Below are 15,055 nucleotides of genomic sequence, written 5' to 3'. Positions count from 1 at the left end.
GTAGTCATAGGCGGCTGCATGCGCTGAAAAGGCAGTGCATGAGAGCAGACTGGAAAGGAGTAATAACGTTCTGGGAAACCGGCGCAAGCTGATTCTCTACCTTGAGGACACAGGAGATTTAACCGCAATTTCCCGGCAAAGTTCCTTTTATTTCCCAGCAGAGGCGGTCTGATCAGGCCGTAAATGGAAACGGGACCTGGGCGCGGCGGAGGCGCCGGCGCCGCTCCAGGCGATTCCACAGTTTTTCGTGAAAGTAGAACGCGACGGTGTTGATGGCAGGCTCAACCAGCGCCACGGCGCCGCCGATCATGATGCTGCCAGTCAGCAGATAGACCACGCCAAAGGCGATGGAGAAGTGCATGCACGCGAATGTGATGGTCTTGGTCATGGCGACACCTTAAAGCAATCTGGCTAATGAGAGTCATTAGTGAATGCTGCAAGCGTAACCATACAAGTTTGATAGGTTAAACGGATTTAACTAATTGCGCTGATAGGTAGGGGTAATTTAAGGAGAGCAGTGAAGCGCAAGCGTTGCCTGCGCTTCGGGAGGGATCAGTCGAAATCGAAGTCGTTGAGTTCCTTCTGCAAACGGCGCTCTTCCAGGTAGTTATCGATCAAGCGGCGCTTGGTCAGGCTACTTTTTGAAATGGGAGCACTGTCGGTATCGGGGGTGTCATCGTCTTCGATGAACTCGTCGTCGTCCAGTTCGATATCTGATTTGGCTTGGCTCATGACTCAACTCCACGCTGAACATGTCATTTGCGCACCTTATAAACGCAGTTCCGAATTTGCGGAAATAGATTTTTTCAATTGAATTTAACGAAAAAACGCAGTGTGTTTTCACTGCGTTTGTTGAGGTGAGATAACGCGCGGCGTTCAGTCCGATGTCTTGTGCTTGTAGTCGCACAAATCTTCGATTCGGCAGCTGCCGCATTGCGGCGTTCTGGCCTTGCAGACGTAGCGTCCGTGCAGGATCAGCCAGTGATGGGCGTCTACCAGGAACTCCTTGGGTACGTGCTTGAGCAATTTCTTTTCGACCTCAAGAACGTTTTTGCCAGGCGCAATCCCCGTGCGGTTACTGACCCGGAAAATATGCGTATCGACCGCCATGGTCGGCTGGCCAAAGGCGGTGTTGAGCACCACGTTGGCGGTCTTGCGGCCGACGCCGGGCAGAGCTTCGAGCGCCTCGCGGGTTTCCGGCACCTGGCTGTTGTGTTCCTCGATCAGAATCTTGCAGGCGGCGATGACGTTGCGGGCCTTACTGTTGAACAGGCCAATAGTCTTGATGTACTCGCTGAGGCCCTCAACGCCGAGGGCATAAATGGCTTCCGGCGTATTGGCAACCGGGAACAACTTGTCTGTCGCCTTGTTGACGCCTACGTCGGTGGCCTGCGCCGAGAGTGTTACCGCTACCAGCAACTCGAAGGGCGTGCTGAAGTTCAGCTCGGTGGTCGGATGCGGGTTGTCTTCGCGCAGGCGGCGGAAGATTTCGTAGCGCTTTTCCTTGTTCATCGCGTCGCCCGTGTCAGCTGATGGTGCCGGTTACGCGCACCCGCTTGCTGCCTGCCACGGCCGGCTTGGCTTCGCGAGCGGCGGCGCGTTCCTTGACCTTGGCGTCGATCAGGTTCTTCAGGGCGATCAACAGCCCCATAAAGACGAATGCACCGGGCGGCAGGATGACAAACAGCACGTCCTTGTAGTTGGGGAACACAACCAGCTTCCAGTCGGCAGCAAGCGGGCCAAGCAGCAGATCCATGCCGGCAAACAGGGTGCCGTGACCGATCAGCTCGCGCAGGCCGCCGAGTACGATCAGCACCAGGGTAAAGCCCAGGCCCATCATGAAACCGTCGACCAGCGACGGCAGCAGCGGATTTTTCGAGGCGAAAGCGTCGGCACGGCCGAGAATCACGCAGTTGGTGACGATCAGTGGAATAAAGATGCCGAGGATCTGGTACAGCTCGTAGGTGAAGGCCTGCATCAGCAGTTCGATACACGTCGTCAGTGCTGCGATGATCATGACGAAGGCGGGCAGGCGCACGGCATCGGTCACGGCACTGCGAATCAGCGATACGGCAAGGTTGGAGCCGGTGAGCACCAGAATGGTCGCCAGACCCAGGCCAAGGGCGTTGACCACAGAGCTACTAACCCCCAGTAGTGGGCAGAGTCCGAGTAATTGAACCAGGCCTGGATTGTTGTGCCAGAGACCGTCAGCAGTAATTTCGGAAAGAGTCTTGGTCGCCATCGGTTACTCCTCGTCCTGCAGCAGCAGGGTGGCCCGGTGTTGGTCGAAATAGCTGAGCGCCTGATAGACCGCCTTGACTACGGCCCGCGGGGTAATGGTAGCGCCGGTGAATTGATCAAACTGGCCGCCGTCTTTCTTGACCGCCCACTGCTCCGGCACCGGCATGCTCAGGCTCTTGCCGTCGAAATCCAGCACCCATTCACTTTTGGCGGTTTCGATCTTGTCGCCCAGACCAGGTGTTTCCCGGTGGTTGACGCTGCGCACGCCAGCGATGCTGCCATCGGCGTTGATGCCGACCAGGAGGTCGATGCGGCCGCTGTAACCGTCTGGCGCAACGACCGGCAGGATTACCGCACTGACCGCGCCGCCTTTGCGTGCACGGTAGGCGTCTTTGCTACCGGTCAGGTTCAGGTACTGGCGGTCGTCGATGCTGAAGCTGTCAGCCAGCAGGTCGTTGTCGTGCTGCTCATGGGGGATGATCTCGTTCAGCGCACTGAGCTGAACTCGGCGCTGGGCTTCGTCAATGCGCTCGGCAGTGCCTTGCTGGGTAACGGCGATCATGCCCACAGTTGCCATGGCGAACAGACCGAGAATCAGGCTGTTACGCAGGATTGAGCTGCGGGTGCTGGTAGGGTTTTCCATGGCTCAGTCCGTCTTGCCCATGCCGCGCTTGGCCTTGCTGTGACCATAGGTGCGCGGCGTGCTGTAGTAATCGATGGTCGGTGCGGCGAGGTTCATCAGCAGCACGGCGAAGGCGACCGCGTCGGGGTAGCCGCCCCAGGCGCGGATCACGTACACCAGAATGCCGACGCCGGCACCGAAGAACAGCCGGCCTTGCTTGCTGGTGGCACCGGAAACAGGATCGGTGATGATGAAGAAGGCACCAAGCATGGTCGCACCGCTGAACAGGTGGAACAGCGGCGAGCCGTTGGAGTCGGAGCCGCTGCCATTCCAGAACAGCAGGCTCATGACCGCCAGCGCCGCCAGCATGCCAACCGGGGCGTGCCAGCTGTAAATGCGCTTGTAGAGCAGCACCAGACCACCCAGCAGATAGGCGAAGCTGACCCACTCCCAGCCGTGACCGGCAAACTGGCCGAAGGCCGGATTGGCGGCGTGCAGTTCGTTGATGGTCAGGCTATTGTTGGTCTTGACCACATCCAACGCGGTGGCGAGGGTCCAACCGTCGATCTCGCCGCTGACCGGCACGAAAATGCGGCTCAGACCGTCGAGCAGGCCGAGCGTGGCATGGACGTTCGGCATCACCGCTTCAATGCCGCGCCAGGCTGGCCAGCTGGTCATCTCCACCGGGAACGAGATCAGCACGACAACATACCCGAGCATCGCCGGATTGAACGGGTTCTGGCCCAGGCCGCCATAGAGCTGCTTGCCGAACACGATGGCAAAGCTGACCGCAATCAGGGTCAGCCACCAGGGGGCGTACGGCGGCAGCGCCAAGGCCAGCAACCAGGCGGTAACCAACGCGCTGCCGTCACGCAGATAGAACCCGATCGGGCGTTTGCGGATCGCGAGAATGAGCGACTCGACCAGCAGGGCAACGACGCTGGCGTAAACGATGTTGATCAGGGTGCCGAAGCCGAAGAACCAGGTCAGCACCGCAATGCCGGGCAGGGTCGCGCCCAGCACCCAGAGCATGATGGTCTGGGTGTGGTTGTTGCCCTTGGCGTGCGGCGAAGTCATGCGTACCAGCGCCATCAGTTGGTCTCCTTGCTGGCCATGTAGTCGGCGAAGGCCTTGGCGGCGACGTCGAGGGCGGCACGACGGGTGGCCAGTTCCTGCTCGGCGGCTGCGGTATCGCCACCGGCCTCTGTGGCTTCCTTGAGCTCGCGCTCGGCGCGTTTGAAGTCGGCCTTGGTGGTCGCGAGGTTGGTTTTAAGCTCGCGCAGCTGCTCATCAACGGGCTTTTTGTCGACGCGCTGGCGTTCTGGCGGCGGAATCGGGCTGCTGTTTTCCGCTTCATGCAGTGCCTTTTCAGCCGCGCTGAGTGCCTCTTGCTGGCTTGCCAGCTGCGCTTGCAGGTCAGCATCGTCCGGCGACTCTGCGAGCGCGCGTTCGGTCTTCTTGGCTGCAGCGCGGGCCATTGCCAGATCGAGCTTGGCTTGCTTGAGCTTTTCGTCGACCGGTTTCTTGGCGGCAGCTGCGGCCGGCACCCGGGCATCTGCCGCTTCGACCTGTTCCCGCAGCTTGGCAATTTCGGCTTGCTGCTCTTCGCTGGGATTGTCACCGGCAGCGCGTTCGGCCTTTTTCAGTGCTGCGCGCAGCATGGCGGCCTCGATCTTCAGCTTCTTCGCTTCGTCGTCACCGGCCGCCTGCGGCGCAGGCGCGGCCGGCTGACTGCTGACCTCGCCCTGCGCTTTGTCAAAGGCGTCCTGGGCGTCGCGTGCCGCTTGCTCCAGTTGCGGGATCTGCGCTTGAAGATCGGCGTTATCCGGGTTGGCAGTGAGCTGCTTCTGGGCTTTCTTCAGCGCCATTTGCGCTGTCGCAGCGGCGATCTTCAGCTGCTTCTGCTCCGGCGTCAGACCGCCGGCCTTCGGCGCCGGGGCGTCAGCTGCGGGTGCGGCCGTTCCAGCCTCGGCCTGCTTGGCGGCTTCGGCTTCCTTCGCGGCTTTCAGGCGCGCGGCCTTTTCGGCGCGCGCAATGCGGTCGCGTTCTTTCTGTTCTGCTTCGCGCTGCAGGCGCTCCTGGCGGTGTTCGAAGCGTTGACGCGAGTGATCGGCTTTGTGCTGCTGCAGATCCAGGGCGCGAATCTCGGATTTGGCTGCGCGGTAGTATTGCACCAGCGGAATGCTGCTGGGGCAGACGTAGGAGCAGGCACCGCACTCGATACAGTCGAACAGGTGCTGGCGTTTGAGCTGGTCGTAATCCTTGCCCATGGCAAAGAAGTGCAGTTGCTGTGGCAGCAGGCTGGCCGGGCAGGCCTCGGCGCACAGGCCGCAACGGATGCACGGCTGGGCCGGCGGCGGCGGTGGCAGCTCTGCCTTGCTGCCGGCCAGCAGACAGTTGGTGGTCTTGACGATGGGCGCATCCATGCTTTGCAAGGTAAAGCCCATCATCGGTCCGCCCATGACCAGACGGTAGAGCTTTTCCGGCTGCAGGCCGGCAAAACTCAACAGATCACGAATCGGGGTGCCGATCAGCGCCTCGACATTGGTCGGGTGGCTGAGCGCCTCGCCGGTCAGGGTGGTGATGCGCTTGATCAGCGGTTGGCCGAGCACGATCGCGTCGTGGATCGCCAGTAAGGTACCGATGTTCTGGCAGACCATACCGAGGTCGGCTGGCAGGCCACCGCTGGGCACTTCCTTGCCGGTCAGAATCTGGATGAGCTGCTTTTCGCCACCGGACGGGTATTTGGTCGGGAACACCACCACCTGCATGGCGCGCTCGCCAACCGCCGTGCGCATGGCGGCGGCTGCTTCGGGTTTGTTGTCTTCAATGCCGATCAGTACCTGCTCCGGGCGCAGGATGTGCATCAGCACTTCGATGCCGGTCACGATCTGCTCGGCGCGGTAGCGCATGGCGCTGTCATCGGCGGTGATGTAGGGCTCGCATTCGGTGCCGTTGATGATCAGCGTATGGATCTTCTGCTCGGGCCGCGCTTTCAATTTGACTGAGGTCGGGAAGCCGGCGCCGCCAAGGCCGCTGATGCCGGCCGCGCGAATGATGTCGAGCAGGGCGGCGGGTTCCAACGCACGGAAGTCGCTAATCGGGTCGAGCTCGCACCAGCGATCTTCGCCATCTGCCTCGATGCGGATGGCCCATTCTTCAAGACCAGACGCATGCGGGTAGGGTGCCGGGCCAATGGCGGTAACAGTGCCGGATGTCGGCGCGTGCAACGGGCAGCTTACAAAGCCGCTGGCTTCCGCGATCAACTGGCCCTTGAGCACCTTGTCGCCAACGGCGACGCAAGGTTCGGCACGGGCGCCGATGTGCTGTTGCAGCGGCAGTATCAGCTCACTCGGCAGGGGCAGGGTTTCGATACCGAAACCGAGGGATTGGGTCTTGTTCTCTGCCGGATGAATGCCACCGGGAATGTCCCAGATACGGATGGGGCTGGCTGCAGTCATCAGGCGGCCCCTCGGCTGGCGTCAGTGGCAATCAAAGCGGTCGCTGGCAGGGGGAAGTCCCACTTCCAGTTCTGCGGTGTGGTCGGCAGGGGCAGCATGTCGATACAGTCAACCGGACAGGGTTCTACACAGAGGTCGCAGCCGGTGCACTCATCAACAATGACGGTGTGCATCTGTTTGGCGGCGCCGAGGATGGCATCGACCGGACAGGCCTGAATGCACTTGGTGCAGCCGATACATTCGGCCTCGCGGATATAGGCGACCATGCGCGGCTTTTCTTCGCCGTGCTCGGAGTCCAGCGGCAACGCTTCGACGTCGAGGAGGTCGGCCAGTGCCTGAATGGTCGACTCGCCACCGGGCGGGCACTTGTTGATCGGCTCGCCGTTGGCGATACCTTCAGCGTAAGGGCGGCAGCCCGGATGACCGCATTGCCCGCACTGGGTCTGCGGCAGCAGATCATTGATCTGGTCGACGATGGGGTCGCCGTCAACCTTGAAGCGAACAGCAGCAAAGCCGAGCACCGCGCCGAAGATCAGCGCCAGGCCCAGCAGGACGACAATGGCAGTAATGATCATCGACATGCTTACAACCTTATCAAGCCGGTAAAGCCCATAAACGCGAGCGACATCAGGCCTGCGGTGATCATGCCGATGGCGGCGCCGCGGAACGGCGTCGGCACGTCAGCAATGGCGATGCGTTCACGCAGGCCGGCAAACAGAATCAGAATCATCGAGAAGCCGATGGCGGCGCCCAGACCGTAGGTGGCGGACTTCATGAAGGTCTGTTCGGCGCGGTTGGTGTTCAGCAGGGCTACGCCCAGTACCGCACAGTTGGTGGTGATCAATGGCAGGAAGATACCCAGGACCCGATACAGCAGCGGGCTGGTCTTGTGTACCACCATCTCGGTGAACTGCACGACGACTGCAATCACCAGAATGAAGGAAATGGTACGCAGAAACTCCAGGTCCAGCGGCACCAGAATGTACTGGAACGTCAGATAGCTGAGGATCGAGGCCAGCGTGAGCACGAAGGTGGTCGCGGCGGACATGCCGATCGCGGTTTCCAGCTTCCCGGAAACACCCATAAACGGACACAGCCCCAGGAACTGCACCAGGACGAAGTTGTTGACCAGTATGGTACTGACCAGAATGAGGGCAAATTCAGCCATGTAACCCAACCCCATGTGTGGTCCGGCGTTATGCAGCTCTTCTGGCTGCTCGGCCGGTCCCGGCTAATCGGGCGGCAACGCCGCCCGGTGATTGCTCTGCTGCTTACTTGACCCGTTGGCCCGGCTTGGCACCCTGATCGGGGCTGAGCAGGAAGATGTCTTCGCCGCCCGGGCCTGCCGCCAGCACCATGCCTTCGGATACGCCGAACTTCATCTTGCGCGGTGCCAGGTTGGCAACGTACAGAGTCAGGCGGCCTTCCAGCTTGCTCGGATCCGGGTAGGCGCTCTTGATACCGGAGAACACGTTGCGCTTGGCGTCGCCGATGTCGAGGCTCAGGCGCAGCAGCTTGTCGGCGCCTTCGACAAACTCGCACTTTTCAATCAGCGCGACGCGCAGGTCGATCGCGGCGAAGGCGTCGAAATTGACTTCATCGGCCAGCGGCTCCTTGACCAACTCGCCGTTGCCGGCCGGAGCAGTGCTTTCGGCCGCGGCGAGGTCTTCCTTGGAGGCATCAATCATTGCGTCGATCTTGGCCGGCTCGATGCGGGCCAGCAGCGGCTTGAATGCATTGAGCTGATGGCTGGCGAGCAGCGTCTGGTGATCTTCCCAGCGCAGCGGCGCGACATTCAGGAAGGCTTCGGCGTCGGCGGCCAGGTTCGGCAGAACCGGCTTGAGGAAAATGACCAGCTGACGGAACAGGTTGATGCCCAGTGCGCAGATGGCCTGGACCTCGTCCTGTTTACCTTCCTGCTTGTTCAGTGCCCACGGTGCCTTGTCGGCAATCCAGGCATTGGCCTTGTCGGCCAGCGCCATGATCTCGCGCATGGCGCGGGAGAAGTCGCGTTTCTCATATGCATCAGCAATGCTCGGCGCAGCATCGATGAAGGCGCTGGTCAGTTCGGGAGCGGCATTGGTTTCGACCATGACGCCGCCGTTGCCCTTGTGGATGAACCCGGCGCAGCGGCTGGCGATGTTGACCACCTTGCCAACCAGGTCGGAGTTGACCTTCTGCACGAAGTCTTCGAGGTTCAGATCCAGGTCTTCCACGCCACGGCCAAGCTTGGCGGCGTAGTAGTAGCGCAAGTATTCCGGATTCAGGTGATCCAGATAGGTGCGGGCCTTGATGAAGGTGCCTCGGGACTTGGACATCTTCTGACCGTTTACGGTCAGATAACCGTGGACGTTGACCGCGGTCGGCTTACGGAAACCGGAGCCTTCCAGCATCGCCGGCCAGAACAGGGTATGGAAGTTGACGATGTCCTTGCCGATGAAGTGGTACAGCTCGGCGCTGGAGTCGGCGTTCCAGAAGGCATCGAAGCTCAATTCCGGGCGACGGCTGCAGAGGTTCTTGAAGCTGGCCATGTAGCCGATTGGCGCGTCCAGCCAGACGTAGAAATACTTGCCGGGCTCGCCCGGAATCTCGAAACCGAAGTAGGGCGCATCACGGCTGATGTCCCATTCCTGCAGGCCGCTGTCCAGCCATTCGGCAATCTTGTTGGCGACCGCATCCTGCAGGGAGCCGCTGCGGGTCCACTGCTTGAGCATGTCGGTGAAGTCCTGCAGGCGGAAGAAGAAGTGCTTGGAATCCTTCAATACCGGGGTGGCGCCGGAAATCGCCGAACGCGGGTCTTTCAGTTCTGTCGGCTCGTAGGTCGCGCCGCACTTCTCGCAGTTGTCGCCGTACTGGTCTTCCGCCGCACACTTGGGGCAGGTGCCCTTGATGAAGCGGTCAGCCAGGAACATGCCTTTTTCCGGGTCGTAGTACTGGGTCACGGAGCGGGTGCTGATGTGGCCGGCGTCTTTCAGACGGGTATAGATCAGCTCCGACAGCTCACGGTTCTCCTCGGAATGGGTCGAGTGGAAGTTGTCGAAGTTGACCAGGAAGTCGGCGAAGTCAGCCGAGTGCTCGGCATGCACATTGGCGATCAGCTGCTCGGAGGTAATGCCTTCCTTCTCGGCGCGCAGCATGATCGCAGAGCCGTGAGCGTCGTCGGCACAGACGTAAACCGCCTGATGGCCGCGCAGCTTCTGGAAGCGAACCCAAATGTCGGTCTGAATGTACTCCAGCATGTGCCCAAGGTGAATTGAACCGTTGGCATAGGGCAGGGCGCTGGTAACGAGGATCTGACGAGTCGCGGCGATATCGGACATGGGCGTTTGGGATACTTTGCGGTTGAACGTGAAAGGGCTGGGATAATAGCAGAAGGGGCGCGGTGAAGGGAGCCTTGGCACGCATGCAAGGGCGCATCCACGGGGTTTCTGTACTGTCATTTGCGGTTGCAACTGTACCTTGTTGAGACAATCAGGGACGGCGTATAACGTCCTGCTGCAAGGAGGCACCATGCAATCCATCCCCGTTTCTGATCCCCCTGTGTATTCCCGTGCTGGCCGTCGTGAGTGGCTTGGCCTCGCCGTGCTGGTGCTGCCTACGCTGTTGCTGGCCCTGGATATGACCGTGTTGCACCTGGCCGCGCCGCACCTGAGCGCGGATCTGGAGCCAACCAGCGCTGAGCTGCTGTGGATTCTGGATATTTACGGTTTCATGGTCGCGGGGTTTCTCATCACGATGGGTACCCTGGGGGATCGAATCGGTCGCCGTCGCCTGTTGCTGATTGGTGCCACCGCGTTCGGACTGGCGTCACTGGCTGCCGCATTTGCCCATAGTTCGTTGATGCTGATAGTCACCCGTGCGCTGCTGGGCATTGCCGGCGCGACGCTGATGCCGTCTACGCTTGCGCTGATCCGCAACATGTTTCACCTCGAACACGAACGCACCTTGGCGATTACCATCTGGATGACCGGGTTTATTGTCGGCAGCGCCATTGGGCCGCTGGTCGGTGGCGTCATGCTGGCGTTCTTCTGGTGGGGCTCGGTATTTCTGCTGGCGGTACCGGTAATGGTGTTGTTGCTGCTGGTCGGCCCCTGGCTGCTGCCGGAGTTTCGTGATGAGCAGGCAGGGCGGCTGGATCTGGCCAGCGCATTGCTGTGCATCAGCGCTGTGCTGCTGCTGATCTTTGGTATCAAGGACACCGCTCGCGATGGCATCAACCTGCTGGCGGTCGGTGCGCTGTGCGCCGGGCTGCTGATTGGTACGTTGTTTGTTCGTCGGCAGCGCCGGTTGGCTGATCCGATGTTCGACCTCTCGCTGTTTCGTCAGCCCGCATTCACCGTGTCGGTAAGTGCCATGATGCTGTGTATTCTGGCCCTGTCCGGCGCCTGGCTGCTGATCTTCCAGTATTTGCAGGGGGCGCTCGGAATGACCCCGCTGCAAGCCGGGCTGGTTATGCTGCCTTCAGCACTGTTGCAGACCGCTGCCTCCTTGCTGGTGCCGCGCATGGCACGCTGGCTGGCACCGCGGGTGCTGATCAGCGGCGGCTTGCTGGTGGCTGTCACCGGGTTTGTCGCACTGCTGCTGATTGGGCGCTATCCCGGGCCCTGGCTGATGGTGCTTGCTACCGTATTGCTGGGTATTGGCATCATGCCGATGATGATTCTGGGGACGGACCTGGTGATTGGTTCGGCGCCTCCAGAGAAAACCGGCGCCGCCGCGGCAACCTCAGAAACTGCAACCGAAATGGGCATGGCGCTGGGCATCGCCGTGATCGGTAGCGTTGGGGCTGCCGTGTATCGCCAGCGGATGCTGGAGTTGCTGCCGGACGGCTTGAGCGGGCATCAGGTAGAGGTTGCCAGTGATACCGTTGGCGGGGCGCTGGGTCTGGCGGCCCAACTGCCGGAAACAGTCGCGGCAGAGGTGCTGTCGGCCCTGCAAGTCAGCTTCACCCAGTCGCTGCAAACCAATGCCCTGATCGGCGCCGTGATCATGGGTGTTGCAGCCTGGCTGACGGGGCGCTACCTGGCGGCTGCCAGGCCGCATCATTGATCAAAGAAATGCGCAGCTTGCTGCGCAGTAGGGCGGTGGAACTTGCCCAGTCGAGCAGTCATCTGGCGCGAAAGATGTAATGTGGTTTGTGCGTAATGGTCGGTAAGTATTTGAAGTTAAATATTTAACTCTGCATGGCGCGTCTTTTGTAAGTGTCACTGGTCCCGGCGTTTCCGGGATAACTGACACATGCAAGGAGCACAGATGCCAACCCCCGCTTACCTCACTATCGAAGGCACCAAGCAAGGCCTTATTACCGCTGGCACGTTCACCGAAGATTCAGTCGGCAACATCTTTCAGGAAGGTCACGAAGATCAGGTGCTGGTGCAGGGCTTCAATCACCAGGTGATCATCCCGCGTGACCCGCAGTCGGGTCAGCCAACCGGCCAGCGGGTGCACAAGCCGCTGATGATCACCAAGGTGTTCGACAAGTCCTCGCCATTGATCTTCAACGCTCTGACTTCTGGTGAGCGCCTGTCGCGCTGTCGTCTGGAGTGGTACCGCACCTCGGCAACCGGCACGCAGGAGCATTACTTCACCATTGAGCTGCAGGACGCGATCATCGTTGATGTGCAGTCGCAGATGCCCAACTGCCAGGATCCGGGCAAGGCGCATTTCACTCATCTGGAAGACGTGTACTTCACCTACCGCAAGATCGTCTGGACGCATGAAGTGTCCGGCACCTCTGGTTCTGACGACTGGCGCAGCCCCATCGCGGCCTGAGGTTCATGCTGCCGCCTACCCAAATGGGTGAGGCGGCCTCTCGTGACCATTCCGTTGCTTGTCTGACCGATCCGCCACTGGCAGTATCGAACGCTTGGAAAACAGACAAGGGAGTCCCGATGAGATCTGCCTCAGCTTACCGCCTTTATGGTGCCTCGCATTCGTTGTATACCGGCAAGGCCCGTTGTTATTTGCGTAATCAAGGTCTCCCGTATGTAGAACTGCCTACTTGGCACCCGGACTTTGCCGAGCGCATCGTTCCACAGATTGGTCGCGGCATCATTCCGGTACTGGAGACGCCTGAAGGGCAGGTTATCCAGGACACTATCGACATCATCGACCACCTGGAGGCGCAGGGCGTGCCCTGGCCCGTCTACCCGCAAACGCCGCTGCAGCGCATTGTCGCGATCATCATTGAGTACTACGGCGGACAGGTGATGCTGAAACATGCCATGCACTACCGCTGGTCCTACCGCGAAGAGCAGGAGGCGTTTCTGCGCACTGCATTTACCCTGGGTTCCGGTCCGCAGATGGCGGAACAGATCATGGGGCGAATGAACTCATACTTGCCGCGCCTTGGCGTCAACGCCGAGAGTATCCCGTTGATCGAAGCGTCCTTTTTACAGCTGCTCGATCGTCTGGAACAGCATTTTGCTGAATGGCCGTACCTGCTTGGCTCGCAACCGTCGATCGCCGATTACGGGTTGATTGGGCCGATGTTTGCCCACCTCGGGCGTGATCCTGTGCCTCTTGCGATTATGCAGCGCAGAGCGCCACGCGTGCATCGCTGGGTCGAGCGCATGACCTCACCCGGGCTGGATGTGGTGGAGTATCCGCAGACAGAGCCTGCCTTCGTCCCGAATGATCAGCTACCCCCTACGTTGATTCCGGTTCTGAAGCACATTGCTGAGGACGCTTTCCCTGAGCTGACGGATAAATTGGCCTTTCTGGATGCCTGGGTTGCCGAACTGAACCCGGCTGACGGCACGCCGGTGACCGATAAGCCGCAGCTGCGACAGGTTGGCATGGTGCAAACACGCTTTCGCGGCTCAGTCATTGAGGTTGGGGTTGAGCCGTATCTGTTGTACGTGTTGCAGCGGGCGACGGATACGCTTGAGGCATTACCGGATGCCAGCCGTGAGCTGGTGCAGGCGCAGCTCGCGGAAGTGGGGCTGCTTGAAGCCGTTGGGCTCGGGCGCCGCTGGCGGGTAGCGCGACGGAACAATATCGAAGTGTGGGAGATGCCTGCGACAGCTTATTGAGCTGTCGCTAGCCGATTACGCACCCCGCGCAAACGGTGCGGCTCCGGGTTGTCTTCGCGCCAGGCAAGATAGGCGTCATCCAGCGCTTCGGCGATTTCCTCTGCCTGCGGGTTGCGTTTAGAGATCACGTACACCAGCGGCCACTCATCCAGTTGGTCACACCGCGTGCCTTGCAAGGGGTAGTCGGCCAGGACTTCCTGCATCGGATGCCCGTAGCTAATCAGGTATTGAGCGCGGCCGCGCAGGAGGATCTCCATTGCTGCGGTGTGGTCTGGCGCAACGATTGGATGGGAGTGGTTTTCCGCAATGACTCTGTTGAGCTGCTCGCGATAGGTATAGCCGCGAATCACGACCAGATCGTGATTCGAAAGGTCTTTATAGTGATTAATCCGCGGTGTTCCTTCCAGCGCGAACGCGCAGAGTTTCACGCGCACTCCCAATGAACTGGATTCAACCGTGAAGTCCTGCAAGGCTGGCACCTTTGGTGATCCGGGCCAGAAATCGATATCGCCGGTATCCAGGCTGCGATAGATCCGGTTGATTGGATAGGATTTCCACTCAACACGATATCCGCTCGCAGCGGCCAACTGATTGGTCAGGTCGATGATCGAGCCTTGTGCCTGTCCCTGATCGTCTGTGTAGGCGATGGGCGGAAAATGGATATAGCCAGCAGTCAGCACCGGGAGGTCTTGGCCATCGGCATCGGCATCGGCATCGGCAGAGGTCATGGGGGTAAGTGCCAGAGTCAGGCTGGCAACTGCGACACGCACCCACTGACCGGGCGTTCTATGCATGTTCATTTTTATTGTCTTTTTGTTGTCACAAACGCACGGGTGTACTGGCGAAGATAACCATCGCAGACGCCGCAGTCCAGCGAATAGCCCGAATGGGTTAGGAGGCAAGCGGGGGGATGCCCGGTGAGCGGAGGCTCAACCGGGCGAGTGGTCAGCTCAACGGCTTGACCGAATCCAGGATAGGGCTGAGGTAGGGTTTGTTGGCGTCGATTTCAGCGCGGCTCAGTCCGTTCATCTCGTAAGGGAATACCAGCCAGTCTTCGGTGGTGTGCAGGCAGAAGTCGGGTTGCAGATCGGTTTTGGCGGCGCCAGTGCGCTTATAGAGCGTGGCGACGCGGGTGTCGGTCGGCATGTTGCGCTTGAGCTGCCCCTTGAGTTTGTCGATCACAGCCTGAACGCTATGCCCGGTGCCAAAGGCATCATCAACGATCAGCAGGCGATCGTCCTGATTCAGGTTGTCCAGCAGGTAATGGGTGCCATGTACCCGAATCTCGGCTTCCGGTGCTGCAACCATGGCGTCGTAATGCTCCATGCCACGGTAGGATGTACGCAGGGCAATATGGTCGGTTTTGACCCCGAGTGTTTGCAGGCATTCCTGTACGTAGATACCGACAGTGCTGCCGCCACGCCACAGGCCAACGATGAAATTGGGGCGAAAGCCGCTTTCGAAAATCTGCACGCCGAGGCGAAAGGCATCCTCAATCAGCTCGTTCTCGTCGAGAAAATGGCGGTTGCGAGTGCTCTGCTGTGGGGGATTGGATTGGTTCATGGCTTGCCAGGCTGCTCCCTCTGGTGTGATCATGGCGCGATTCTGGAGAAGCTTACGGTCTTATGGCTGAGAAACAATACCTTAGGGAAACGCTGCACAAATCAGCCATCTGCCTGAGTACCCAGCCCCGAGTA

Annotated in this window: 15 protein-coding genes; 3 read left to right on the top strand and 12 right to left on the bottom strand. The window is 60.1% G+C overall.

Features of this window, described 5'->3' with window-relative positions; all coding sequences use genetic code 11:
* Positions 1-172: 172 nt before the first annotated feature.
* The 10 genes from AAFM31_RS14455 to metG all read right to left on the bottom strand — a co-directional run bounded on the left by AAFM31_RS14455 (position 173) and on the right by metG (position 9,635).
* Positions 173-388, bottom strand: coding sequence for a DUF2061 domain-containing protein (locus AAFM31_RS14455; protein WP_341708633.1), 216 nt, complete (start codon positions 386-388; stop codon positions 173-175).
* Positions 389-552: 164 nt separating this feature from the next.
* On the bottom strand, positions 553-732 hold the full coding sequence (locus tag AAFM31_RS14450; RefSeq protein ID WP_341708632.1) for a PA3496 family putative envelope integrity protein: 180 nt from the start codon (positions 730-732) through the stop codon (positions 553-555).
* A 144-nt stretch (positions 733-876) separates the two neighbouring features.
* A complete protein-coding gene (nth, locus tag AAFM31_RS14445) occupies positions 877-1,512 on the bottom strand; it encodes an endonuclease III (protein ID WP_341708631.1) in 636 nt (211 codons plus the stop codon).
* Between the two features lie 13 nt (positions 1,513-1,525).
* Positions 1,526-2,242, bottom strand: a complete 717-nt coding sequence (locus AAFM31_RS14440) for an electron transport complex subunit E (protein ID WP_341708630.1) — start codon at positions 2,240-2,242, stop codon at positions 1,526-1,528.
* A gap of 3 nt (positions 2,243-2,245) precedes the next feature.
* Positions 2,246-2,884: an electron transport complex subunit RsxG gene (gene rsxG / locus AAFM31_RS14435; RefSeq protein ID WP_341708629.1), complete on the bottom strand. Its 639-nt coding sequence runs from the start codon at positions 2,882-2,884 to the stop codon at positions 2,246-2,248.
* A gap of 3 nt (positions 2,885-2,887) precedes the next feature.
* Positions 2,888-3,955 carry an electron transport complex subunit RsxD gene (gene rsxD, locus AAFM31_RS14430; protein ID WP_341708628.1) on the bottom strand — a complete coding sequence of 356 codons (1,068 nt, stop codon included), beginning with the start codon at positions 3,953-3,955 and terminating at the stop codon, positions 2,888-2,890.
* Positions 3,955-6,324, bottom strand: a complete 2,370-nt coding sequence (gene rsxC / locus AAFM31_RS14425) for an electron transport complex subunit RsxC (RefSeq protein ID WP_341708627.1) — start codon at positions 6,322-6,324, stop codon at positions 3,955-3,957. Before rsxC ends, rsxD begins: the two co-directional genes overlap by 1 nt.
* Positions 6,324-6,905, bottom strand: coding sequence for an electron transport complex subunit RsxB (rsxB, locus tag AAFM31_RS14420; RefSeq protein WP_341708626.1), 582 nt, complete (start codon positions 6,903-6,905; stop codon positions 6,324-6,326). Before rsxB ends, rsxC begins: the two co-directional genes overlap by 1 nt.
* 2 nt (positions 6,906-6,907) lie before the next feature.
* The gene (gene rsxA, locus AAFM31_RS14415) at positions 6,908-7,492 is read right to left on the bottom strand and encodes an electron transport complex subunit RsxA (RefSeq protein ID WP_083726308.1); all 585 of its coding nucleotides are present in this window, start codon (positions 7,490-7,492) and stop codon (positions 6,908-6,910) included.
* Positions 7,493-7,595: 103 nt separating this feature from the next.
* Positions 7,596-9,635 carry a methionine--tRNA ligase gene (metG, locus tag AAFM31_RS14410; protein WP_341708662.1) on the bottom strand — a complete coding sequence of 680 codons (2,040 nt, stop codon included), beginning with the start codon at positions 9,633-9,635 and terminating at the stop codon, positions 7,596-7,598.
* A gap of 199 nt (positions 9,636-9,834) precedes the next feature.
* Here metG and AAFM31_RS14405 point away from each other — a divergent pair, with 199 nt between their 5' ends.
* From AAFM31_RS14405 to AAFM31_RS14395, 3 genes are all read left to right on the top strand, one after another.
* Positions 9,835-11,373: an MFS transporter gene (locus AAFM31_RS14405; protein WP_341708625.1), complete on the top strand. Its 1,539-nt coding sequence runs from the start codon at positions 9,835-9,837 to the stop codon at positions 11,371-11,373.
* 204 nt (positions 11,374-11,577) lie between these two features.
* The gene (locus tag AAFM31_RS14400) at positions 11,578-12,096 is read left to right on the top strand and encodes an Hcp family type VI secretion system effector (RefSeq protein ID WP_341708624.1); all 519 of its coding nucleotides are present in this window, start codon (positions 11,578-11,580) and stop codon (positions 12,094-12,096) included.
* A gap of 119 nt (positions 12,097-12,215) precedes the next feature.
* Positions 12,216-13,358 (top strand): glutathione S-transferase family protein, encoded by a 1,143-nt coding sequence (locus tag AAFM31_RS14395; protein WP_341708623.1) that lies wholly within the window; start codon positions 12,216-12,218, stop codon positions 13,356-13,358.
* Here AAFM31_RS14395 and AAFM31_RS14390 read toward each other — a convergent pair.
* Positions 13,352-14,086 (bottom strand): transporter substrate-binding domain-containing protein, encoded by a 735-nt coding sequence (locus AAFM31_RS14390; protein ID WP_341708622.1) that lies wholly within the window; start codon positions 14,084-14,086, stop codon positions 13,352-13,354. The genes AAFM31_RS14395 and AAFM31_RS14390 overlap by 7 nt on opposite strands.
* Positions 14,087-14,303: 217 nt before the next feature.
* On the bottom strand, positions 14,304-14,954 hold the full coding sequence (locus AAFM31_RS14385) for a hypoxanthine phosphoribosyltransferase (protein WP_341708621.1): 651 nt from the start codon (positions 14,952-14,954) through the stop codon (positions 14,304-14,306).
* Positions 14,955-15,055: the final 101 nt, after the last annotated feature.

The organism is Halopseudomonas sp. (genome assembly GCF_038130085.1).
Lineage (GTDB): Bacteria > Pseudomonadota > Gammaproteobacteria > Pseudomonadales > Pseudomonadaceae > Halopseudomonas.
The sequence above is the reverse complement of the archived record's forward strand: the minus strand, read 5'-3'. Positions and strand labels throughout refer to the sequence as shown.